Annotated in this window: 19 protein-coding genes and 1 tRNA gene; 9 read left to right on the forward strand and 11 right to left on the reverse strand. The window is 62.5% G+C overall.

Translation table 11 applies throughout. From position 1 onward, the window contains the following. The first annotated feature begins 175 nt into the window (after nucleotides 1-175). Nucleotides 176-1,003 (forward strand): ferritin-like domain-containing protein, encoded by an 828-nt coding sequence (locus BMW76_RS12790; RefSeq protein ID WP_090865506.1) that lies wholly within the window; start codon nucleotides 176-178, stop codon nucleotides 1,001-1,003. A 162-nt stretch (nucleotides 1,004-1,165) separates the two neighbouring features. Beyond that, nucleotides 1,166-1,690 carry a hypothetical protein gene (locus tag BMW76_RS12795; RefSeq protein ID WP_090865507.1) on the forward strand — a complete coding sequence of 175 codons (525 nt, stop codon included), beginning with the start codon at nucleotides 1,166-1,168 and terminating at the stop codon, nucleotides 1,688-1,690. A gap of 61 nt (nucleotides 1,691-1,751) precedes the next feature. On the opposite strand, the gene BMW76_RS12800 is transcribed toward BMW76_RS12795, so the two are convergent. The 4 genes from BMW76_RS12800 to BMW76_RS12815 form a co-directional block, all read right to left on the reverse strand. After that, a complete protein-coding gene (locus BMW76_RS12800; RefSeq protein WP_090865508.1) occupies nucleotides 1,752-3,320 on the reverse strand; it encodes a DEAD/DEAH box helicase in 1,569 nt (522 codons plus the stop codon). 195 nt (nucleotides 3,321-3,515) lie between these two features. Beyond that, entirely contained in the window at nucleotides 3,516-4,136 is a 621-nt protein-coding gene (gene trhA / locus BMW76_RS12805) for a PAQR family membrane homeostasis protein TrhA (protein WP_090865509.1), read from the reverse strand. A 191-nt stretch (nucleotides 4,137-4,327) separates the two neighbouring features. After that, nucleotides 4,328-5,626, reverse strand: coding sequence for a c-type cytochrome (locus BMW76_RS12810; protein WP_090865510.1), 1,299 nt, complete (start codon nucleotides 5,624-5,626; stop codon nucleotides 4,328-4,330). A gap of 21 nt (nucleotides 5,627-5,647) precedes the next feature. Continuing rightward, nucleotides 5,648-6,379: a c-type cytochrome gene (locus tag BMW76_RS12815; RefSeq protein WP_090865511.1), complete on the reverse strand. Its 732-nt coding sequence runs from the start codon at nucleotides 6,377-6,379 to the stop codon at nucleotides 5,648-5,650. A 488-nt stretch (nucleotides 6,380-6,867) separates the two neighbouring features. Between BMW76_RS12815 and copC the strand changes: the two genes are divergently transcribed. Both copC and BMW76_RS12825 read left to right on the forward strand, forming a co-directional pair. Next, on the forward strand, nucleotides 6,868-7,245 hold the full coding sequence (gene copC, locus BMW76_RS12820) for a copper homeostasis periplasmic binding protein CopC (RefSeq protein WP_090865512.1): 378 nt from the start codon (nucleotides 6,868-6,870) through the stop codon (nucleotides 7,243-7,245). After that, a complete protein-coding gene (locus BMW76_RS12825; RefSeq protein WP_090865513.1) occupies nucleotides 7,242-8,171 on the forward strand; it encodes a CopD family protein in 930 nt (309 codons plus the stop codon). The genes copC and BMW76_RS12825 overlap by 4 nt, the downstream gene beginning before the upstream one ends. Before the next feature lie 117 nt (nucleotides 8,172-8,288). On the opposite strand, the gene BMW76_RS12830 is transcribed toward BMW76_RS12825, so the two are convergent. Continuing rightward, complete coding sequence (locus tag BMW76_RS12830; RefSeq protein WP_090865514.1) at nucleotides 8,289-8,591, reverse strand: hypothetical protein; 303 nt, start codon at nucleotides 8,589-8,591, stop codon at nucleotides 8,289-8,291. 304 nt (nucleotides 8,592-8,895) lie between these two features. Continuing rightward, on the reverse strand, nucleotides 8,896-10,044 hold the full coding sequence (gene dgoD, locus BMW76_RS12835; RefSeq protein WP_090865515.1) for a galactonate dehydratase: 1,149 nt from the start codon (nucleotides 10,042-10,044) through the stop codon (nucleotides 8,896-8,898). Between the two features lie 262 nt (nucleotides 10,045-10,306). Here dgoD and BMW76_RS12840 point away from each other — a divergent pair, with 262 nt between their 5' ends. Next, nucleotides 10,307-10,999, forward strand: a complete 693-nt coding sequence (locus tag BMW76_RS12840) for a FadR/GntR family transcriptional regulator (RefSeq protein ID WP_090865516.1) — start codon at nucleotides 10,307-10,309, stop codon at nucleotides 10,997-10,999. Nucleotides 11,000-11,033: 34 nt separating this feature from the next. Here the strand turns inward: BMW76_RS12840 and BMW76_RS12845 are convergent, their stop codons facing one another. Continuing rightward, nucleotides 11,034-12,572, reverse strand: coding sequence for a DHA2 family efflux MFS transporter permease subunit (locus BMW76_RS12845; RefSeq protein ID WP_090865517.1), 1,539 nt, complete (start codon nucleotides 12,570-12,572; stop codon nucleotides 11,034-11,036). 136 nt (nucleotides 12,573-12,708) lie between these two features. On the opposite strand from BMW76_RS12845, the gene BMW76_RS12850 reads away from it, so the two are divergent. Then, nucleotides 12,709-13,152, forward strand: a complete 444-nt coding sequence (locus BMW76_RS12850) for a MarR family winged helix-turn-helix transcriptional regulator (RefSeq protein ID WP_090865518.1) — start codon at nucleotides 12,709-12,711, stop codon at nucleotides 13,150-13,152. Between the two features lie 101 nt (nucleotides 13,153-13,253). On the opposite strand, the gene BMW76_RS12855 is transcribed toward BMW76_RS12850, so the two are convergent. The 4 genes from BMW76_RS12855 to BMW76_RS12870 form a co-directional block, all read right to left on the reverse strand. After that, nucleotides 13,254-13,330: transfer RNA gene (locus tag BMW76_RS12855), tRNA-Met, on the reverse strand. An 83-nt stretch (nucleotides 13,331-13,413) separates the two neighbouring features. Beyond that, entirely contained in the window at nucleotides 13,414-15,072 is a 1,659-nt protein-coding gene (locus tag BMW76_RS12860; RefSeq protein WP_090865519.1) for an MFS transporter, read from the reverse strand. A gap of 228 nt (nucleotides 15,073-15,300) precedes the next feature. Continuing rightward, a complete protein-coding gene (locus BMW76_RS12865) occupies nucleotides 15,301-16,848 on the reverse strand; it encodes a sensor histidine kinase (protein WP_090865520.1) in 1,548 nt (515 codons plus the stop codon). A 9-nt stretch (nucleotides 16,849-16,857) separates the two neighbouring features. Beyond that, nucleotides 16,858-17,649 (reverse strand): response regulator transcription factor, encoded by a 792-nt coding sequence (locus BMW76_RS12870; RefSeq protein WP_090865521.1) that lies wholly within the window; start codon nucleotides 17,647-17,649, stop codon nucleotides 16,858-16,860. Nucleotides 17,650-17,897: 248 nt separating this feature from the next. Here BMW76_RS12870 and recA point away from each other — a divergent pair, with 248 nt between their 5' ends. The 3 genes from recA to BMW76_RS12885 all read left to right on the forward strand — a co-directional run bounded on the left by recA (nucleotide 17,898) and on the right by BMW76_RS12885 (nucleotide 20,714). After that, complete coding sequence (gene recA / locus BMW76_RS12875) at nucleotides 17,898-18,977, forward strand: recombinase RecA (protein ID WP_090865522.1); 1,080 nt, start codon at nucleotides 17,898-17,900, stop codon at nucleotides 18,975-18,977. A 7-nt stretch (nucleotides 18,978-18,984) separates the two neighbouring features. After that, a complete protein-coding gene (gene recX, locus BMW76_RS12880) occupies nucleotides 18,985-19,794 on the forward strand; it encodes a recombination regulator RecX (protein ID WP_090865756.1) in 810 nt (269 codons plus the stop codon). Nucleotides 19,795-19,964: 170 nt separating this feature from the next. Then, complete coding sequence (locus tag BMW76_RS12885) at nucleotides 19,965-20,714, forward strand: DUF2889 domain-containing protein (RefSeq protein WP_090865523.1); 750 nt, start codon at nucleotides 19,965-19,967, stop codon at nucleotides 20,712-20,714. Nucleotides 20,715-20,765: the final 51 nt, after the last annotated feature.

The following is a 20,765-nucleotide window of genomic DNA, read 5'->3' on the forward strand; positions in this document are numbered from 1 at the left end:
CGTCCCTCCGGCACGGTCTGTGCTGTGTTATCTGCGAAATTGCAGAGCAACGGCTAAGATGAAAGAAAGAAGTCAAATGTTGCAAGGCACTGTAGTGGTCACGGGCGGCGGTCGAACCTGGATTCATACGGATCAGCCCGCGCACGGGGCGCTACGGCTTTCGGAGCGTACGTTTATGCACAACGAGGCTGCCCACGTGATGCCCTGGCGCATCGAAGACATCGATCTCAATCGCATCGACCGTCAACGCGCGGTCGCCAATGAAGACCTGTTGTTGTTGCTGTGCGCGGCTTCGTTCATCGAGAGCGGCACCGACCTCTACACCAGCAATCTGAGCAAGTTCTTCAACGGCGATCCCGAAGTGTCCGCGTGGCTTAATAACGAGTGGGAGCCGGAAGAGCTGCAGCACGGCCGCGCACTGAAGGCCTATATCGCGCACGTATGGCCCGAGTTCGATTGGGATACGGCCTTCCGCAACTTCTTCGAAGAGTATTCGAAGACCTGCAATGTCGAAGACTTCGAGAAGACGCGCGCGCTGGAGATGGTCGCGCGCTGCGTCGTCGAGACGGGTACGGCCACGCTGTATCGCGCGATCGGCGAATGTTCGGATGAACCCGTGCTGAAGGAAATCACCGACAACATTCGCACCGACGAAGTGCGTCACTACAAGCACTTTTTCAAATACTTCAAGAAGTACAACAAGATCGAGGGCAATGGCCGCCTCGCGGTGCTGGGCGCGCTGATGCGCCGCGTGATGGAGATCAAGAACGAAGACTCGGAGATCGCGCTGCGTCATGTCTTTGCGATCCGCTATCCCGAGCGCGTCAACGATCCCGCGTATAACCGCGACAGGGCCGCGCGCGTGAACCGGCTCGTGCGGCACAACCTGTCAGCCGATATGTGTGTGAAGATGCTGCTCAAGCCGCTCGATCTGCCGGCGAAGATCCAGCCTGGTGTTCACTACCCGCTGGCGAAGATCACGCAGCACGTGTTCTTCCGCTGAATGCCGCGGCCGCGCCTTGCTGGCCGGCTGACTGCTGACGAACGACATACGACGAACGGATGGCCCGCCACGCGCGGGCCATTCGCATTGGACACGGCAACTGCCATAAAGCGTACGCGCTGAAAACGCAACGGCCCCGAACGATCGACGGAGGAAAGATTCATGACTGCATCCGCGGATCAAAACCGTGCGCCCGATCAACAGGTGTTCGACGAGTGGCCCGTCGAATTACGCGCGCTCTTCGATGGCGCTGCGCTCGAATCGAAAGTGGGATTCACCGCGTCGCTGCTGACCGTCGATACGAGCGGCGGACACGTGCGCACGTCGCTGCTCGGCATCGGCGAGTTGTACGCGCCTGATTCGCGCACGCTATGTATCGCGCTCTGGCCGCGATCGCGCGCGGCGCGAGCGATTGGACTCAACGGGCGCGCCGCGTTGACGTTCGTATTCGATGATGCGTTCTATCAGACTCAACTCCAGTTTGCGCCGATGCAGGCAGAAGGTGCCGGGCTTGCATGCTTCGCGGGATCGATCGAATCGGGCGAAGCGCAGCGAGTGCGTTATGCGCGGCTCACGTCCGGCATCACGTTCGAACTGGAAGAGGGGAGAGACGCAGTACTCGAACGCTGGAAGCAGCAGATCGAGCACCTGAAGAAAGCCGCCGGCGGTGCGGTGGCTGGGAGATAGCAGTCAGAAGCGGGGTCGATGCCGGTGGGGGCATCGGCCGCATCGCTTCGCTCGACTCGCGTTAGTTGCCGCGCTGACCGTCGCGCCGCGTATGCGGCGCATCGCTGCGCGGCTTGCCGCCACCGAGCAGCGCGCCCGGGTTCGCATTGCGCGGTTTGCGCGGCGCGTGCGGAGCATGCGCTGTGCCGTCATGCGCTGCCGCGCGCGGCTTGTCCTGATGACGCGCGCCGTCGTGACGCGCATGCGCGGGCTTTGCGTTCTGCGGCTTCGCGTGCGGCTGGTGCTTCGGTTTATCGGCCGAAACCGAGCCCGAAGCCGAACCGCGCTGACCGTCGCGCGATGCGCCGTTGTTCGAGCCCATCGAGCCCTCGCGCTTCGGCTGACGCTGGCCTTGCCGTTGGCCTTGCCCTTGGCCCTGGCTTTGACCTTGACGCGGTGCACGGCCACCACCGCCTTGTCCGCGACGCTGGATCGGCTCGGGACGCGCGTTCGGATCGGGCTCGAAGGCAGCGATCACTTCTTGCGGGACGGCGCGCTTGATCAGCTTCTCGATATCCTTCAGCAGTTGCAGTTCGTCGACGCATACTAGCGACACCGCCTCGCCTGTCGCGCCCGCGCGGCCCGTGCGGCCGATGCGATGCACGTAATCTTCGGGCACGTTCGGCAGATCGAAGTTGACGACATGCGGCAGTTGATCGATGTCGATGCCGCGCGCCGCGATATCCGTTGCGACGAGCACCTGCAGCGTGCCGTCCTTGAACTCGGACAGCGCGCGCGTGCGCGCCGACTGGCTCTTGTTGCCGTGAATCGCAAGCGCGCTGATGCCGTCCTTCGTCAACTGTTCGGCGAGACGATTCGCGCCGTGCTTCGTGCGCGTGAACACGAGCACCTGGAACCAGTTGTGCTGCTTGATCAGGTGAGTCAGCAGTTCGCGCTTGCGGTCGCGATCGACAGGGTGAATCTTTTGCGCGACCGTCTCGGCCGTCGTATTGCGGCGCGCGACTTCGATCAGCGCGGGCGAATCGAGCAGGCTGTCGGCGAGCGCCTTGATTTCGTCGGAGAAGGTTGCGGAGAACAGCAGGTTCTGTCGCTTCGGCGGCAGCTTCGCGAGCACGCGCTTGATGTCGTGGATGAAGCCCATGTCGAGCATGCGGTCCGCTTCATCGAGCACGAGAATCTCGAGATGCGACAGGTCGATCGTTTTCTGCTGCATGTGATCGAGCAGACGGCCCGGCGTCGCGACGACGATATCGACGCCGCGCCTCAACGCGTCGATCTGCGGATTGATGCCGACGCCGCCGAACATCACGGTCGACTTGAGCTTCAGATACTTGCCGTAAGCACGCACGCTTTCTTCGACCTGCGCGGCGAGTTCGCGCGTCGGCGTGAGAATGAGCGCGCGCACGACGCGCTTGCCGCCCGGCGCGGGCGGCATCGTCAGAAGACGTTGCAGGATGGGCAGCGTGAAGCCGGCCGTCTTGCCGGTGCCCGTTTGCGCACCGGCCATCAGGTCGCCGCCGTTGAGCACGGCGGGGATGGCTTGCAGCTGGATCGGGGTCGGGGATGTGTAGCCCAGTTCGTTGACGGCGCGGACCAGCGGTTCGGACAAGCCGAGAGAATCAAAAGACATAAAAACTCTTTGCAATGCAATTGTGCAAACGGTGCGAACGCAGCCATCAGGCGCGCTCCCGGGCGATCGAGGCGATCGCTCGCCCGACACTCACCGTTCACGGAGAAATCGGCGGCACGCGCGATGCGTGCCGAATGCTCGACGCGCTATGCAGACACGTCGACTGGCATTAAGTTGCATCCACCGCCGCGCGTCTTACGCGACATAACGCGCGACGCTGACGAATTGACACAGACTGCCGGCGAGTACGAACAGGTGCCAGATACCGTGTCCGTGCCGGATGCGCTCGTCGTTGACAAAGAAGTAGATGCCCGCGCTATAGATGATCCCGCCTGCCACGAGCCACGCAGTGCCCGCAGCCGGCAACGCAGTGACCAGCGGGCGGATGGCGACGAGCGCAAGCCATCCCATCAGCACATAAAGCACCATCGATACGCTGCGGGTGCGTCGCCCGAGCGTCAATTCCTGCACGATCCCGAGCGCCGCCAGGCCCCAGCTCACGCCGAACAGCGACCAGCCCCACGGACCACGCAGCGTGACCAGCGTGAATGGCGTATAGCTGCCTGCGATCAGCAGGTAGATCGCAGAGTGATCGCACTTCTGCAGGATCGCTTTCAGACGCGGACCTCTCACGCTGTGATAGAGCGTCGAGATGCCGTACAGCGCGCAAAGCATCGCGCCGTAGACGCTGAAGCTCACGACCTTGTACGCATCGCCGTCGAGCGCGCCCATCGTCACGAGCGTTGCGAGCCCCGCCACCGACAACACGGCGCCGACGAGGTGAGTGATGCTGTTCAGACGCTCCCCGACGTGCACGGTACTTCCTCCCGCATGATGCCTGCGCCATCCGGCAAACGACACTGGACATACGTTATACGCCCGATATGTCAGATTCCGTTACGTCGAAGACAAGCGGGCTTCGAAACCGCGATGCTACACGATGCTGCAAAAAGCGAAGGGCGCGGCCGCGATAACCGCAGGCCGCGCCCCGATACATCAACCGGCGCTTAGTCGAGCGGCGCCGAACGCAGATCGACCACTTGTTGCGGCGACACAGCCGTGCCGTGGTTGCCCCACGACTGGCGGATGTACGTTACAACGGCTGCGACTTCCTGATTCGACAGCGACTGCGCGAACGGCGGCATGCCATACGGCTTCGGATTGCCGTCCGTGCTCGGCGGATAGCCGCCGTTCAGCACCATGCGGATCGGGTTGACGGCCGACGGCATCTGGATCGACTGGTTGTTCGCGAGCGGCGGGAAGTTCGGCGGCTGGCCGAGACCATTCGCTTCGTGGCACTTCGCGCAGTTGTCCGCGTAGACCTTCTGACCTTGCTTCAACAGCTCGCCGCCGAATTGCTCCGACGTCTCGAGCTGCAGATGCTCAGGCGCTTCGCTCTTCTGCGGGATCGTCTTCAGGTACGTCGACATTGCGTGGATGTCATCGTCCGTCATGTATTGCAGGCTGTTGTGAACCACTTCGGCCATCGGACCGAACACCGCGCCGCGCGGCGACACGCCCGTCTTCAGCAGATCGGAAATGTCCTTGATGTCCCAGTCGCCGAGGCCCGCTTCCTTGTTCGACGTCAGCGACGGCGCGTACCAGTTCTGCAGCGGGATCAGGCCGCCGGCAAACGCAGCCGAGTTGACGGGACCGCCCATCGCGTTGATCGATGTGTGGCACATACCGCAGTGGCCGAGGCCTTCGATCAGATACGCACCGCGGTTCCATTCGACCGACTTGGTCGGGTCCGGCTTGTACTCGCCTTCACGGAAGAACAGCGTGCGCCAGCCGATCAGCAGGTTGCGGTTGTTGAACGGGAACTTGAGTTCGTGCGGGCGGCTCGGCACCGATGCGGGCGGGACCGAACGCAGATAGGCGTAGATCGCGTCCGAGTCGGCGCGCGAAACCTTCGTGTAGCTCGTGAACGGGAACGCCGGATAGAGCAGGCTGCCGTCCTTCGAGCGGCCCGTGTGCATCGCGCGATAGAAGTCGTCCTGCGACCATTTGCCGATGCCGTACTGGTCATCAGGCGTGATGTTCGGCGTGAACAGCGTGCCGAACGGCGTGGCCATCGGCAGGCCGCCGGCGAATGTCTTGCCGCCGCGCACCGTGTGGCACGCGATACAGTCGCCGGCGCGAGCGAGGTACTCGCCCTTCTTGATCAGTTCAGCCTGGTCTGCCGGCGTGGCCGCCATCGCGGTGCCGTTGTGCAGGTTGTCGCTACCCGACCACAGGACGGGAACGAGTGCGGCAGCCGCAACGACGACGACAGCCGAAAGGGCGAACAAAGACTTGCGTTTCATTTGTTTGTCTCTCCCGGTGCCTTATTGCGGTTCGCTGCCGCAGGCAAGCGGAGTCTTCAACGATTTGGCGGGTACCGGCACTGGGTTCTGCGGCGCCTGCTGCGTGGACAGCCATGCGGCGACTGCGTTCACGTCGGCGTCCGTCAGACGCGTTGCGATCGTGTGCATGCAGTCAGGCTCGATTGCGTGGCGCGAACCCGAACGCCATGCGCCCAGCTGCGCGCTGATGTAGTCGGAGTGCAGTCCGACCAGGCCCGGAATAGCCGGTTCCATGCCCGTGAGGCCCTTGCCGTGGCAAGCCGCGCAAGCGGGAATCTGCTTCGATGTGTCGCCGTTCAGCACGATTTCCTTGCCGCGCGCGAGTGTCGCGTCGGAGACGGTCGGCTTGGCCGGCGTCGGATACGGCGGACGCTGCTGCGAGAAGTACGTCGCGATCTGATGAAGGTAGTCGTCCGAGAGATACGTGACGAGGTAGTTCATCGGCGGATACTTCCGGCGGCCTTCGCGGAAGTTCTTCAACTGGTTGTACAAATAGTCGGCCGGCTTGCCAGCGAGACGCGGGAAGTAGTCGTTATCCGTGCCCTGGCCTTTCGTGCCGTGACATGCCGTGCAGCCTTGCACGCGCGATTCCATCGTGTCCGGAGCTTTGGGCTGAGTTTGCGCTTTCGCAGCGCCAGATACGCCTGCGCACCCGATCAAAAGCAGGGCGAGCAAAGGGCGGAAAATGCGTCTTGAAGACACGCGTAACTCCATGATTATCGGGGACCTTGCCGAACTTCGAGCGGATCGGTGTGAGCAGCGCGATGGATACTTCAGACGCTGCGCGGCGACGCAGCATTCTATCATCGATGGGTAATGGTGACTATTTGACACATGCGACCAATTTCCCACCTGATGCGCCCTCACGACACCCGTCGATGCGACAAGTTGACGCAACGGATCGTCATCGCATAAGGACGCGCGCTTGCTCACAAAATGCGTTGCGGCTTGGCGGCAGCGCTTCCAGCTCATTTAAGATTGCGCATTTGCATCGGTGGCGGTCGCTTGCCTGCGATGTCTCGAGCGCTTCGCTTTCACGATATTCACGCGCGGCGCTTCGTTCGCGAAGTGATGCTGATGCACCGCGGCGCGATGAACGGCGCGGCATCGTTGAACTGAGTCAGCCGTGAGATATCGAAGCGTACTGTTTCGACCGTCCTTGCCGTCCTTGCATTTTCCAGCGTTCCACTCATAGCCACCTTATGACTCTTTCCCTGCCATTGCGCTCGCCACTTCGCTGGCGTGCAGCGTGCGGCGTGTCGCTCGTCGTCGCGTCGAACGCCTTCGCTCATGCAACGCCGACGTCGCGCGAACCCGCGCTCAATGCCGAGATCGCAGCGCCTTCCGCGGTGACGATCCACTTCAGCGAGCCGCTCGAACCGGCGTTCAGCACGATCGCGCTCGTCGATGCGCATGGCAAGCCGGCGGCATCCTCTGCTTCCGAAGTCGATGCAGCGGACACCAAGACCATCCATCTCGCGTTGCAGCCGCTTGCACCGGGGCGTTATACGGTGAAATGGACGGCTGTCGCCGAAGACGGACATCGCACCAAAGGCAGCTACGCCTTCAGCGTCAAATGAGAGTCGACGGATTGTGGATCGGGCAGGTCGCGATGGCCGCGCTCATGAACATCGCGTTTGCGTTCGCTGTCGGATCGGCGTTGCTCGGCGCGTGGCTCGCGAACGATGCGCAGGCGAAGATCGCGCCCGCGCGCCCCGCCTGGTTGCGCGCGCAGCGATCGATGCAGGCTGCCGCGATCGTGCTCGTGCTGGCCGATCTCGGCTGGCTGCTCTATCAGGCGGCGGAGATGGCGGGCGTCAGCTTGCCTGAGGCAATCGGCGTCGTGCCGACGATGCTGTCGCAGACGCATGTCGGTTTCGGCTGGAGCATCGCGTTCGTCGGCGCGCTCGTGCTCGCGCTCGTATCGTTTGCACGGCAGACCAACATGCTGCGCAATGCGCTGCTGTGGCTCGCCGTGATCGCGGTTGCGGGCGGCAAGGCATCGCTCGGTCATGCGGCGGATGCGGGTGTTGCATCTGCCGCGATCGGCATGCAAACGCTGCACGTGCTCACGACTTCCGTGTGGGGCGGCCTCGTGCTCGCGGCGGGCTTCTCGGTGCTGCCGGCTCTCGGCACGTCGATCGCGCGCGGCGTGATGATACGCACGGCGTCGCAGTTGTCGAACGTATCGCTCGTCGCTGTCGTGTTCGTGCTGCTCTCGGGCGCGTTCAATGCCGCGCGCGGTGCGGGCGGATCATTCGACGCGATCACGGGAAGCACGTGGGGTCATGTGCTCACGCTCAAGCTTGTGCTCGTTGCGCTCGCGCTTGCGTTGGGCGGACTCAACCGGTTTGCAGCACTGCCGAGATTGCGCCGCACCGCCGCGACGATGGATGCGCATACGTTCTCGAATGTGCTGTATCTCGAGGCGCTTGCGATGCTCGGCATCTTTGCGGCTGCGGCTGTGTTGTCGCACAGCGTGCCGGGGTATGTCGCGTTGGGTTGAACGCTTGAAATGCTAGAAGCGCTTAAGGGCGTTGAAGCAGTTGAAGCGCGCCGGATCATCACGCACGAATGCGCTGCACGACCCGACGTGCGGCGCCGTTGCAAGCCGATCCACGTATCACTCGTAGCCCAGCTTGTGCCCGACGATAGGCGCACAAAAAAGTCCGATCGCGCAGCCCGCCGCCTTGCCTTCGAGTTCTGCCGCTGCTGCATGTGAGCTTGTCATGTACATCAGCAGATCGAAGGGTTGCGGAATGCAATAAAGAAACGCTGCAGCGAGGAAACACTTTTCGACCGTCGCAATGCGCCAGCCGCGCTCAAATGCGATCGCCGCGCCGATCACGCGCAACACGCCGAATACCACCAGTGCGCCGACGGCCGCCTGTTCGCGGATCAGATAGTCGGGAAGAAATTCGCCCATTGCGTCCTCTGCTTGAACGGATGTTTGCGTCACATTCAGCAAGGAGTGAGCCAGAGGTCGCGAAATTTGGTTTTGCGGAGCAAGGAGCCTTGTCCTTCAAGGGGCTTCGCGACGGTTGCGACGCGCGCGAAGGACTGCAACGCGCTTGTATGGCCAGTTATGTAACGTTACTGAAACGCTGTATGTGGCGACCCTCGACGTAACGTCGGTGACGAAACGAACGGTTGTCAAATGACAAGCGCGATGACAAACGCCGCCCGAAGGCGGCGTCTGCTTTTTCATTCGCGATACAGCGCGAGCTTGCTTACCACTCGGCGACGCTGCCGTCGGCGTGACGCCAAACCGGATTGCGCCAGCGATGGCCGATCTTCGCCATTTCGCGCACCTTGTCCTCGTTCACTTCGATGCCGAGCCCCGGACCTTGCGGGATCGACACGAAGCCTTCGTCGTATTTGAAGACTTCAGGGTTCTTGATGTAGTCGAGCAGATCGTTGCCCTGATTGTAGTGGATGCCGAGGCTCTGTTCCTGGATGAACGCGTTGTAGCTCACGGCGTCGATCTGCAGGCAGGTCGCGAGCGCAATCGGTCCGAGCGGGCAGTGCAATGCGAGCGCGACGTCGTAGGCTTCCGCCATCGACGCGATCTTGCGGCATTCCGTGATGCCGCCCGCGTGCGATGCGTCCGGCTGGATGATGTCGACATAACCGCCCGCGAGAATGTGCTTGAAGTCCCAGCGCGAGTACAGACGCTCGCCGAGCGCTATGGGCGTGCTCGTCTGGTTGACGATGTCGCGCAGCGCCTCGACGTTCTCCGACAGCACAGGCTCTTCGATGAACATTAGCTTGAACGGATCGAGTTCCTTCGCGAGCACCTTCGCCATCGGCTTGTGAACGCGGCCGTGGAAGTCCACGCCGATGCCGACGTTCGGCCCGACGGCTTCGCGCACGGCCGCGACGTTGTTGATGACACCTTGCACCTTGTCGAACGTATCGATGATCTGCAGCTCTTCGGAGCCGTTCATCTTCACGGCCTTGAAGCCGCGCTCGACGACGGCGCGCGCGTTGTTCGCGACATCGCTCGGACGGTCGCCGCCGATCCACGAATACACCTTGATACGGTCGCGCACCTGGCCGCCGAGCAGCGTATGCACAGGCACGCCGTGAAATTTGCCCTTGATGTCCCACAGCGCCTGATCGACGCCCGCGATCGCGCTCATCGAAATCGGGCCGCCGCGATAGAAGCCCGCGCGATACATGACCTGCCAGTGGTCCTCGATGTTGCGCGGGTCTTTGCCGAGCAGATAGTCGGAGAGCTCGTCGACGGCTGCCGCGACGGTATGCGCGCGTCCTTCGACGACGGGCTCGCCCCAGCCGACGAGGCCTTCGTCCGTCTCGATCTTCACGAAACACCAGCGCGGAGGAACGATGAATGTTTCGATTCGGGTGATCTTCATGGGGTGTCTCCTTTGCTGGCAAGGCCGGTTGCAGTTGATGGGCGCCTCGTTCCACCGACGGCTTGAACGCGGCGCGGCAGTCGAGGAGCCACATGCTACAGCAAAATCGCGTTAAAGTAGTATTAATAGTATTATTTGGCGCAAGTTTTTATCGACGAGACGGGATTCGCGTTGGGTTTCGCGGGCCCGATCGCCGATAATCGCGGGCGGTCCGCGCCGCTTCCTCACGCGATGCCGCGTAACGGACCCACCGACAATCCGCATCAGGAGAACCGACATTCAGCGAGATCTGCACGGCCGCGTCGCGTATTTGCTGGCGACGGCCATTCTGCGCGGCGACTATGCGCCGGAATCCATTCTGCCGCGCGAAGCCGACCTGATGGAGACGTTCGGCGTGAGCCGCACCGTGCTTCGTGAAGCGCTGCGCACGTTGACGTCGAAAGGGTTGATCGAGTCGAGGCCGCGCGTCGGTACGCGTGTGCGCCGGAAGACCGCGTGGAATCTGCTGGATGCGGATCTGCTCGACTGGTATTCGCGCGTCGCGCCCGCGATGGATTTCGCGTTGAAGTTGCAGGAAATGCGCGAGATGATCGAGCCCTACGCGGCCGCGCTCGCGGCGGCGTCGCACAGCGACGAATCGTTCAGTGCGCTCGATGCCGCGCATTCGGCGATGGCCGCGGCGCGCAACGTCGACGAATGGGTGCGCGCCGACCTGCAGTTCCATCTGAGCGTGCTCGCCGCGTGCAGCAACGAATTGCTGATACCGCTCGGCACGTTGATCGAGCGCACGCTCGAAGCGCAGTTGCGTCTGAATGCGAAACGCGCCGACGTGTTCAATGCGTCGCTAGGCGAGCATACGGCCGTGTACGAAGCGATCCGCGACCGGGATGCGCCGCGCGCGCGTCACGCGATGGCGTCGCTGCTCGGCGTGACGCGAGGGCGGATCGAAGGCTGACGTGGGTGACGGCTGACATTTTCCGTACGCGCGCTCAGTCCATGGCCGCATGCGCGGCGGATTCGCTGCCTGCTCCGCGCGACGGGCGAATCAGCAGCACGAGGGGAATGACGGCCAGCGTCGCGACGAACATCAGCTTGAAGTCGTTCAGATAGGCGATCATCGCGGCCTGCTGCGTGATCGAGGCATCGAGCACGGCGACATCGACGCGCGAACCCGTGGCGAGTATCGGCTGCACGATGGGATTGAACAGGTTCACGTTCGCCGCGAGGTCCGAATGCGCGACCTGCGTATTGCGCGTGAGCAGTGTCTGCACGATCGAGATGCCGATACTGCTGCCGATGTTGCGCATCAGGCTATAGGTCGCGGTGCCGTCGGCGCGCAGCGAGGGCGTTAGCGTCGAGAAAGTGAGCGCGCTCAGCGGCACGAACACGAGTCCGAGACCGAAGCCCTGGATCACGCCCGGCCACACGATGTCCGATGCCGACAACACGATCGTGTAGTGCATCATCTGCCAGAGCGCGAATGCCGACACGACGAAGCCGGTGAGCAACAACACGCGCGCGTCGATGTACTTGAGCAGCCGCCCCGCGAGCAGCATCGCGAGCATCGTGCCGGCGCCGCTCGGCGCGGTCACAAGGCCCGTCGTCGCGACGGGGTAGTTCATCAGGTTTTGCAGCATCGGCGGCAGCAGCGCGCGCGTCGCGTACATCACCGCGCCGATGATGAAGATGAAGAACGTGCCCGTCGCGAAGTTGCGGTCCTTCAGCAACTCGTACTTGAAGAACGACGACTTGCCGACAGTTGCCGTATGCGCCATGAAGAACGCGAAGCTGATCGACGCGATCAGCGCCTCCGCGACGATTTCATGCGAGCCGAACCAGTCGAGCTGCTCGCCGCGGTCGAGCATTGCCTGCAGCGCGCCGATCGCGAGGCCGAGCGTCGCGAACCCGAAGGCGTCGAACTTCGTGTCGTGCTTCGGTTCGCGCGACGGCAGAAAAGTCAGCACGCCAAAGAGCGCGAATGCGCCGATCGGCAGATTGATGAAGAAGACCCAGCGCCAGTTGTAGCTATCGGTAAGCCAGCCGCCGAGCGTCGGGCCGAGAATCGGGCCGACCATCACGCCCATCCCCCAGACGGCCATCGCCTGTCCTTGTTTCTCGCGAGGATTGATGTCGAGCAGGATCGACTGCGACAGCGGCACGAGCGATGCGCCGAAGATGCCCTGCAAGAGACGCGACGCGACGATCTGCGTCAGCGTTTCGGACAGCCCGCAAAGCGCCGACGCGACCGTGAACCCGCCGATCGCGAACATCAGCAGACGCTTGACGCTCAACCGGTCGGACAGCCAGCCGGTGAGTGGCGTCGCAATCGCGGCCGCGACGATGTACGACGTGAGCACCCAGGTGATCTCATCCTGCGACGCCGACAGACTGCCTTGCATGTGCGGCAGCGCGACGTTGGCGATGGTGCTGTCGAGCGTCTGCATCAGCGTCGCGAGCATGATCGCGATCGTGATCATCGGACGGTTTAATGCGACGGCGGGCTTTGCTGCCGGCAAATCGGGGGCCATAAAGCGATAATTTTGAGATAGTAAGCATGCTTATTGTATAGTCGGCCGCTTTTTATGGAAACGCTGAATCTCCCGGACACTTGGTTCGCGGGACGTTTCGGGCCGGCTGAGCGGCGCCTCTTCGTATAATCGCGCGATGAAAACCCATTTCGACGAGCGCTTCGGCTTTCTCATTTCCGATGTCGGCAGGCTGGTCGGCAAGCGGTTCGACGACCTTGCGCGGCTGTCGATAGACCTGACGCGCGCTCAATGCCGGGCGCTCGCGTATCTGTCGCACTACGGCGATATCAATCAGGCGCGGCTCGCGGATCTGCTGGAAGTCGCGCCCATTTCGGCCGGCCGGCTGCTCGACCGGATGGAGGAGGGTGGATGGATCGAGCGCATTGGCAATCCACGCGATCGGCGCGAGAAACAGATTCGTTTGACCGAGAAGGCCGAGCAGACGCTGGACGATGCGAAGAAAGTCGGCGATCAGATCGCGGCGGAGGGGCTGAGCGGTCTGACCGATGACGAGGTGAAGCAACTCATCACGCTGCTGCAGAAGGTGCGGGGGAATCTGACGAGGATCGTGGAGCGGTGATAGCGCACACAGCCCAATTGGTTGCGCGGCCATCGATCCGTTAGATCGACGCTGGAAATGAAAAAGCCGCTGTTTCGTGAGAAACAGCGGCTTTTTGCATTTGGTGGCGAATCAGGGACTCGAACCCCGGACCTGCGGATTATGATTCCGTCGCTCTAACCGACTGAGCTAATTCGCCGAAAGAAGCGAAATTATGAAGATGCCGACGGAGGCTGTCAACCCCCGCCGGCATCTTTTTGCGACCCCTCGTCTACGCGGCGCTCAGTCCTGCGCGTAGATATTGGAGTCCTTGGTCTCCCGCACGAAAAGCAGGCCGATCACGAAGGTGCCCAGCGCAATGATGATCGGATACCACAGCCCCGAGTAGATGTTGCCCTTGGCCGCAACGATCGCGAACGCGGTCGCCGGCAGGAAGCCGCCGAACCAGCCATTGCCGATGTGATACGGCAGCGACATCGACGTATAGCGGATGCGCGTCGGGAACATCTCGACCAGCATCGCCGCGATCGGCCCGTACACCATCGTCACGTAGATCACGAGGATCGTCAGGATCACAACCGTCATCGGCCAGTTGATCTGCGACGGGTCGGCCTTTGGCGGATAACCGGCAGTCTTCAAGGCGGTGCTCAGGGTCTTGTCGAACGTCGCACCAGCTTCCTTGGCGCCCGCGGCCTTGCCGTCATACGTGTCGATCGTCGTGTCGCCGACTTTGATCTGCGCAAGCGTGCCCGCCGGCGCAGCCACGTTGTCGTAGTTCAGGCCGGCCTTCGACAGCGCGCTCTTCGCGATATCGCAGGACGTCGTGAACTTGGCCGTGCCAACCGGGTTGAACTGGAACGAGCACTCGTCCGGATTCGCAATCACGACGATGGGCGCCTTTTGCGTCGCGGCTTCGAGAGCCGGGTTCGCGTAGTGCGTCAGCGCCTTGAACAGCGGGAAGTACGTCAGTGCCGCGATCAGGCAGCCCGCCATGATGATCGGCTTGCGGCCGACGCGATCGGATAGCGAACCGAAGAACAGGAAGAACGGCGTGCCGATCAGCAGTGCGAGCGCGATCAGAATGTTCGCGCTCGCGCCATCGACTTTCAGCGTTTGCGTCAGGAAGAAGAGCGCATAGAACTGACCCGTGTACCAGACAACTGCCTGGCCGGCCGTTACGCCGATCAGAGCCAGAATCACGATCTTCAGATTCTTCCATTGACCGAACGCTTCTGAGAGCGGCGCCTTCGACGTCTTGCCTTCAGCTTTAATCCGCTCGAATGCCGGCGACTCTCGCAGCTGCAGACGGATCCACACCGAAACGCCCAGCAGGAACAGCGATGCAATGAACGGAATGCGCCAGCCCCAGCTGCCGAACGCTTCTTCGCCCATCGCCGTACGTACGCCGAGGATCACGAGCAGCGACAGGAACAGGCCGAGCGTCGCCGTCGTCTGGATCCACGCGGTGTAGAAGCCGCGCCGGTTGGCAGGCGCGTGTTCGGCGACATAGGTCGCCGCGCCGCCGTACTCGCCGCCGAGGGCAAGGCCTTGCAGCAGACGCATCGCGATGAAGATCACCGGTGATGCGAAGCCGATCGCTGCATAGCCGGGCAGGAAGCCGACCACGCAGGTCGACAGACCCATGATGACGATTGTGATCAGGAACGTGTACTTGCGGCCGACCATGTCGCCGAGCCGTCCGAACACCAGCGCGCCGAACGGCCGAACCGCGAAACCGGCCGCGAAGCCGAGGAGGGTAAAGATGAAGGCGGCCGTCGGATTGACGCCGGAGAAGAAGCTCTTGCTGATAAAGGCGGCCAGCGAACCGGCCAGGTAAAAGTCGTACCACTCGAAAACCGTGCCCAACGACGACGCGAAAATCACCCGTTTCTCGTCTTTCGTCATCGGCGCGTGCGAGATTTGCCCGCTTACGCTAGCCATATGTCGTCTCCATATTGATATCAGTCGCGGTCCGCCTGGACAGACGTACCCCGTGTAGCGATTATTGGAGCGGAAACTTACGGCGTTCTGACTCGGAGTGTATGTTTTTGAGAACGCTTGGATGCGGCTAACGTAGGCCAAGTACAGCCTAATTGCGTCTATTTATATGCGAACTGCTTGAAAACCGTCCGCATTCGATTGCTGACGGAAACGAGCGAAACTGATGCATTAGGGTAAGTCCCGTGCACGATCTATCATCCGCAGGCTGACACGGACGAGCGTCCCGGCGAGGCGCGGTGACGTCTGATACACGTTGTCGTCGATGCTGAGCTTCCCGCCATGCATCGTCGCGATTTCGCGGACGATCGCGAGACCGAGGCCGCTGCCGTCTCCTTCGCGGCCGAGAATCCGATAGAAGCGCTCGAGCACGCGCTCGCGCTCGGCGGGGGGAATGCCCATGCCCGTGTCTTCGACTTCCAGGTGGGCCATCCCCGCGATATCGTCGCGCCGCACCCGCACGGTGATGCGTCCGCCCGCGGGTGTGTAGCGGATCGCGTTGTCGATCAGATTGGACAGCATCTCGCGCAGCATGACCGGGTTGCCTTCCACCTCGATCGCTTCTTCGGGCGTTTCCGGTCCCTCGTAGCCGAGATCCATCTGCTTCGCGAGCGCCGCCTGGACCCAGTCGCGCACGGCGCTGCGGGCGACGTCGCCGATCTCGACGGGCGTGAAGATCTGCCCGGACATGCGGTTCTCCGCGCGCGCCAGCGCTAGCAGCTGCGTGACGAGCCGGGCGGCGTGTTCGGAACTGGTTGCGATCTGTTCGAGCGAACGATGCACTTCCGCCGACGCATCCTGCCGCAGCGCCAGTTCGGCCTGAGTGCGCAAGCCGGCGAGCGGCGTCTTCATCTGGTGCGCGGCGTCGGCGATGAAGCGCTTTTGCAGCTCCATGTTCTGTTCAAGGCGCGTCAGCAGGTCGTTGAACGATGTGACGAGCGGCTCGATTTCGGGCGGCGCGCGGCGCGCTTCGAGTGGCGACAGGTCGTCGGGGCGGCGCGCGCGGATATGCGCCTGCAGCGCATGCAGCGGCGCGAGGCCGCGCGACAGCCCAAACCACACGAGCAAAATTGCGAGCGGCAGGATCACGAACTGCGGCAGGATCACGCCCTTGATGATGTCGTTGGCGAGCGCGCTGCGTTTGTCGAGCGTCTCGGCCACCTGCACGAGCACGGGCTGCGCGCCGGGCGTCTGCGGAAACTCGACGGTCGTATAGGCCACGCGGATGTCGTTGCCGCGCAGCAGGTCGTCGCGAAACTCTACGATGCCGGGCTGCGGCCGGTCCTCTTCACGCGGAAGCGGCATGTCGCGATCGCCGGCGACCAGTTCGCCGCGCGTGCCTAGCACCTGATAGAACACGCTGTCGATGTTGTCGGCGCGCAGGAAATCGCGCGTCGACTCGGGCAGCGTCAGTTCGGCGACGCCGTTGACGGGATGAATCTGTCGCGCGAGCACGTACGCGTCGGTTTCCAGCGCGCGGTCGAACGGCCCGTTCGCAATCGACTTCGCGACCAGATACGTGACGGCAAGACTCATCGGCCACAGCAGCAGCAGGGGCGCGAGCATCCAGTCGAGGATTTCGCCGAACAACGAACGCGGACGCGTCTCCGCCGCCGCTTCGGTTTCGTCGGGCGGCGCGAACGGATTCGCGTAACGGGCATCGCGGACTTCGTCGATATCCGCCGCGTGCGCCGTGGCGCGTGGTGCGCGGACGGACATGGAGCGCCTTTACTTGAAATGGCGGCTGGCGGGCATCGCCGCCGACGCGGTCGCCTCGGATTGCTGTGGCGCCTGCGTTTGCGGCGATGCCTGCTCGCCAGCCGTTTGTGGTTGCGTTTGCGCCTGCGGCGACGGCGCGGCTTTCTCGAGACAATAGCCAAGCCCACGCACGGTGATGATGCGTACGCCGCTCGGTTCGATCTTCTTGCGCAGCCGGTGCACGTACACCTCGATCGCGTTATTGCTGACTTCCTCGCCCCATTCGCACAGGTGATCGACGAGCTGTTCCTTCGATACCAGCCGCCCGATCCGCTGCAACAGGACTTCGAGCAATCCTAGCTCACGCGCGGACAGATCGATAACCTGATCATTGGCATAGGCAATTCGACCTACCTGATCGAACGACAGCGATCCGTGCCTGACGACGGTCGGTCCGCCGCCCGCGCCGCGCCGGGTCAGCGCGCGCACGCGGGCTTCGAGTTCGTTGAGCGCGAAGGGCTTGGCCATGTAGTCGTCGGCGCCGAGGTCCAGTCCCTTGACGCGCTCGTCGACGCTGTCGGCTGCCGTGAGGATCAGCACGGGCAGGTTCGAATTGCGCGCGCGCAGGCGCCGCAGCACTTCGAGACCGGACATTTTCGGCAGCCCGAGATCGAGAATCAGGAGGTCGAAAGTCTGCATCGACAGCGCGGTATCCGCTTCCGCGCCCGTCTTCACATGGTCAACGGCGTATGCCGATTGGCGGAGTGATCGGACGAGACCGTCCGCGAGTATGCTGTCGTCTTCGGCAATGAGAATTCGCATGATGCGCCCTGCCCGGCCGGCACCGGGGCGCTCCGGCGCACAGCGTCTCCGAAAATTTTTTGTGGGTAGCGAGTGTGGCCCGCTTCGCACATGTGGACGTCCGCATGTGATTCGGGCTTGCCAAAACTACTGTTTTTTTATACAGTGTCTGCGTTTAGCGTGCTGGCTGTTCATACCGTGTTCAAAGCGGTGTCGAATCAGCCGGTGCACCTGCCTCAGACGCCGTTCATCATAGCAAAGGACGATTCATGGAAGAAAGCAAGAAAGGCTCGGCTGGACTGACTGCGGAAAAGAGCAAGGCACTTGCTGCCGCGCTTGCGCAGATCGAAAAGCAGTTCGGCAAGGGGTCGGTCATGCGGCTCGGCCAAGGTGAGGCAGTTGAAGATATTCAGGTGGTCTCGACGGGATCACTGGGCCTCGACATCGCGCTGGGCGTCGGCGGTCTGCCGCGTGGCCGTGTGGTGGAAATCTACGGGCCGGAGTCGTCGGGCAAGACCACGCTGACGCTGCAGGTCGTCGCCGAAATGCAAAAGCTCGGCGGCACGGCGGCGTTCATCGACGCGGAACACGCGCTCGACATCCAGTACGCGCAAAAGCTCGGCGTGAACGTGAGCGACCTGCTGGTCTCGCAGCCGGACACGGGCGAACAGGCGCTCGAAATTGCGGACGCACTGGTGCGTTCGGGTTCGATCGACATGATCGTGATCGACTCGGTTGCGGCGCTCGTGCCGAAGGCTGAAATCGAAGGCGAAATGGGCGATTCGTTGCCGGGCCTGCAGGCGCGTCTGATGTCGCAGGCGCTGCGCAAGCTGACGGGCACGATCAAGCGCACGAACTGCCTCGTCATCTTCATCAACCAGATCCGCATGAAGATCGGCGTGATGTTCGGCAACCCGGAAACCACGACGGGCGGCAACGCGCTGAAGTTCTACGCGTCGGTGCGTCTGGACATTCGCCGTATCGGTTCGATCAAGAAGAACGACGAAGTGATCGGCAATGAAACGCGTGTGAAGGTCGTCAAGAACAAGGTGTCGCCACCGTTCCGCGAAGCGATCTTCGACATCCTGTATGGCGAAGGCATCTCGCGTCAGGGCGAAATCATCGATCTCGGCGTGCAGGCGAAGATCGTCGACAAGGCCGGTGCCTGGTACAGCTACAACGGCGAGCGTATCGGCCAGGGCAAGGACAACGCGCGTGAATTCCTGCGTGAAAATCCCGAGATCGCACGCGAAATCGAAAACCGTATCCGCGAATCGCTCGGCGTGAATGCGATGCCGACGGATGCCGCAGTGAGTGCGGACGCAGAAGTCGCGGGCGAAGAAGAATAATCGTCGCGTGATACGCAAGGGCCGCCCCGTTTCTTCGCGCCCTGCTTCCACCAGGGATGCAGGACACGATGCGGGCGGCCCGCGTGACGACGAGGTATTCGAATCGACGTCACGCTCATCTTCATCGTCGTCAGTTTCATCTGCGTCTGTGGCCTCGTCGCGTACACACGAGTCATCATTGGACGATTTCGACCCATTCGAATCGTTCGATGCCCACGATCGTGCCGCGGGGCTCGGTCCGTCTACCCGTCCGTCTCTTCCGAACCGTTCAGGCGACGGCAGCGGCGAGACCACCTACACACGATCACGTCGCCAGCCTGGCGAACCGAAATCCGCCGATACGACAAGTCGCGTATCACAACGTCCCGCACGTTCGCTCAAAGGCCGCGCGCTCGGCTACCTTTCGCGCCGCGAATACAGTCGTGCGGAGTTGTCGCGCAAGCTCGCGCCCTACGCGGAGGAGGGCGAATCCATCGACGGGCTGATGGATTCGCTCGAAAGTGAAGGCTGGCTGTCCGATTCGCGTTTCGCGGAAAGCCTGATCAACCGGCGCGCGTCGCGCATGGGCGCGGGCCGTATTGTCGGCGAACTCAAGCGCCATTCGGTCGGGCAGGCGCTAGTCGAAGAAGTCAGCGCGCAATTGCGCGAAACAGAACTGGCGCGCGCTCAAGCCGTGTGGCGCAAGAAGTTTGGCCAACTCCCCGAGACGCCCAATGAGCGAGCGAAGCAGGCGCGCTTCCTTGCTGCGCGTGGTTTTTCGCAGGCGATCATCGGGAAGATTCTCAAGGGTATCGACGAAGACTGGGCGTCGGAATAGGGCGAGTAAATCGCGCGCCCCAAGATAGTCAAGCCGGACGAAACACTCGTGAGATCTGTACTGCAACTCCGCGCAAGGCACGTCGCAACAAGCCCCGGCGGGCTTCGGCCAGTCTCAAATACCCAGTATGCTAAAATTCAACGGTTCTTCAATCCGGCCTTTTTTCTCGCATGCCGCTCTCCCCGCCAGTGTCCCGACAATTGCGCCATCGCCGCGCAATCCGAGTGGACGCATACGAGCGTGAAGATGGCCTGTGGGATATCGAGGCGTGCCTCACCGACGAAAAGCCACGTGACGTGGCGCTTCCGTCGGGTGTCCGGCCGAACGGCCTGCCGATCCATGAACTCTGGCTCCGCATCACGATCGATCGCAAGCTCAATGTCGTCGACGCCGAAGCGTCGTCCGACTGGGTGCCGTATCCCGGTCTGTGTGAAGCCTCCAATCCCGCCTATCGGGCCCTCATCGGGCTCAATCTGTTCCGCAACTTTCGCCGTGATGCCGCCCGCTTGCTGGCGGGCACGGCTGGTTGCACGCATCTCACCGAGTTGTGCGCGGTCCTGCCGACGGCAGCCATCCAGGCGTTCGCCGGCGATGTGTGGGACACCGCGAGGGGAAAGCCGGGCGATGGGCGGCAAGCAGGTTCGCAAAACGGATCGGCAGACGGTTCGAGCCAGCGCGCACAAGGCGGCAACGGACAGGACGCGCAAAACAACGCTTCGGACGAACACGCGAGCGGTCAGGCAAGCGAGCAATCAAACGACAAACCGCCATTCCAGTTGGGCCGCTGCCATGCGCTGCGATTCGACGGCGAGGCGGTGCGCCAGTTTTATCCGCGCTGGTATGGCCACGCGCCGCGTTCAGCGGATCGCGCGGACGCCGCATCCGACGGACATGCCGTGAAGACGGTCCGTCCCGAGTAAGCGGCCCAGGCGGAAGCGAAGTTCAATCCAACTCTCAGACTGAAGGGAATC

Source organism: Paraburkholderia diazotrophica (assembly GCF_900108945.1).
GTDB lineage: Bacteria > Pseudomonadota > Gammaproteobacteria > Burkholderiales > Burkholderiaceae > Paraburkholderia > Paraburkholderia diazotrophica.

Excerpts from the sequence above, each read along its gene's own strand:
- dgoD (WP_090865515.1), bottom strand. The coding sequence starts at position 10,044 with ATGAAGATCACCCGAATCGAAACATTCATCGTTCCTCCGCGCTGGTGT.
- recA (WP_090865522.1), top strand. The coding sequence starts at position 17,898 with ATGGAAGAAAGCAAGAAAGGCTCGGCTGGACTGACTGCGGAAAAGAGC.
- BMW76_RS12810 (WP_090865510.1), bottom strand. The coding sequence starts at position 5,626 with ATGAAACGCAAGTCTTTGTTCGCCCTTTCGGCTGTCGTCGTCGTTGCG.
- BMW76_RS12815 (WP_090865511.1), bottom strand. The coding sequence starts at position 6,379 with ATGGAGTTACGCGTGTCTTCAAGACGCATTTTCCGCCCTTTGCTCGCC.
- BMW76_RS12850 (WP_090865518.1), top strand. The coding sequence starts at position 12,709 with ATGAAAACCCATTTCGACGAGCGCTTCGGCTTTCTCATTTCCGATGTC.
- BMW76_RS12865 (WP_090865520.1), bottom strand. The coding sequence starts at position 16,848 with ATGTCCGTCCGCGCACCACGCGCCACGGCGCACGCGGCGGATATCGAC.
- BMW76_RS12825 (WP_090865513.1), top strand. The coding sequence starts at position 7,242 with ATGAGAGTCGACGGATTGTGGATCGGGCAGGTCGCGATGGCCGCGCTC.
- BMW76_RS12870 (WP_090865521.1), bottom strand. The coding sequence starts at position 17,649 with ATGCGAATTCTCATTGCCGAAGACGACAGCATACTCGCGGACGGTCTC.
- BMW76_RS12800 (WP_090865508.1), bottom strand. The coding sequence starts at position 3,320 with ATGTCTTTTGATTCTCTCGGCTTGTCCGAACCGCTGGTCCGCGCCGTC.
- BMW76_RS12830 (WP_090865514.1), bottom strand. The coding sequence starts at position 8,591 with ATGGGCGAATTTCTTCCCGACTATCTGATCCGCGAACAGGCGGCCGTC.
- BMW76_RS12790 (WP_090865506.1), top strand. The coding sequence starts at position 176 with ATGCACAACGAGGCTGCCCACGTGATGCCCTGGCGCATCGAAGACATC.
- BMW76_RS12860 (WP_090865519.1), bottom strand. The coding sequence starts at position 15,072 with ATGGCTAGCGTAAGCGGGCAAATCTCGCACGCGCCGATGACGAAAGAC.
- copC (WP_090865512.1), top strand. The coding sequence starts at position 6,868 with ATGACTCTTTCCCTGCCATTGCGCTCGCCACTTCGCTGGCGTGCAGCG.
- BMW76_RS12845 (WP_090865517.1), bottom strand. The coding sequence starts at position 12,572 with ATGGCCCCCGATTTGCCGGCAGCAAAGCCCGCCGTCGCATTAAACCGT.
- BMW76_RS12885 (WP_090865523.1), top strand. The coding sequence starts at position 19,965 with ATGCCGCTCTCCCCGCCAGTGTCCCGACAATTGCGCCATCGCCGCGCA.
- BMW76_RS12795 (WP_090865507.1), top strand. The coding sequence starts at position 1,166 with ATGACTGCATCCGCGGATCAAAACCGTGCGCCCGATCAACAGGTGTTC.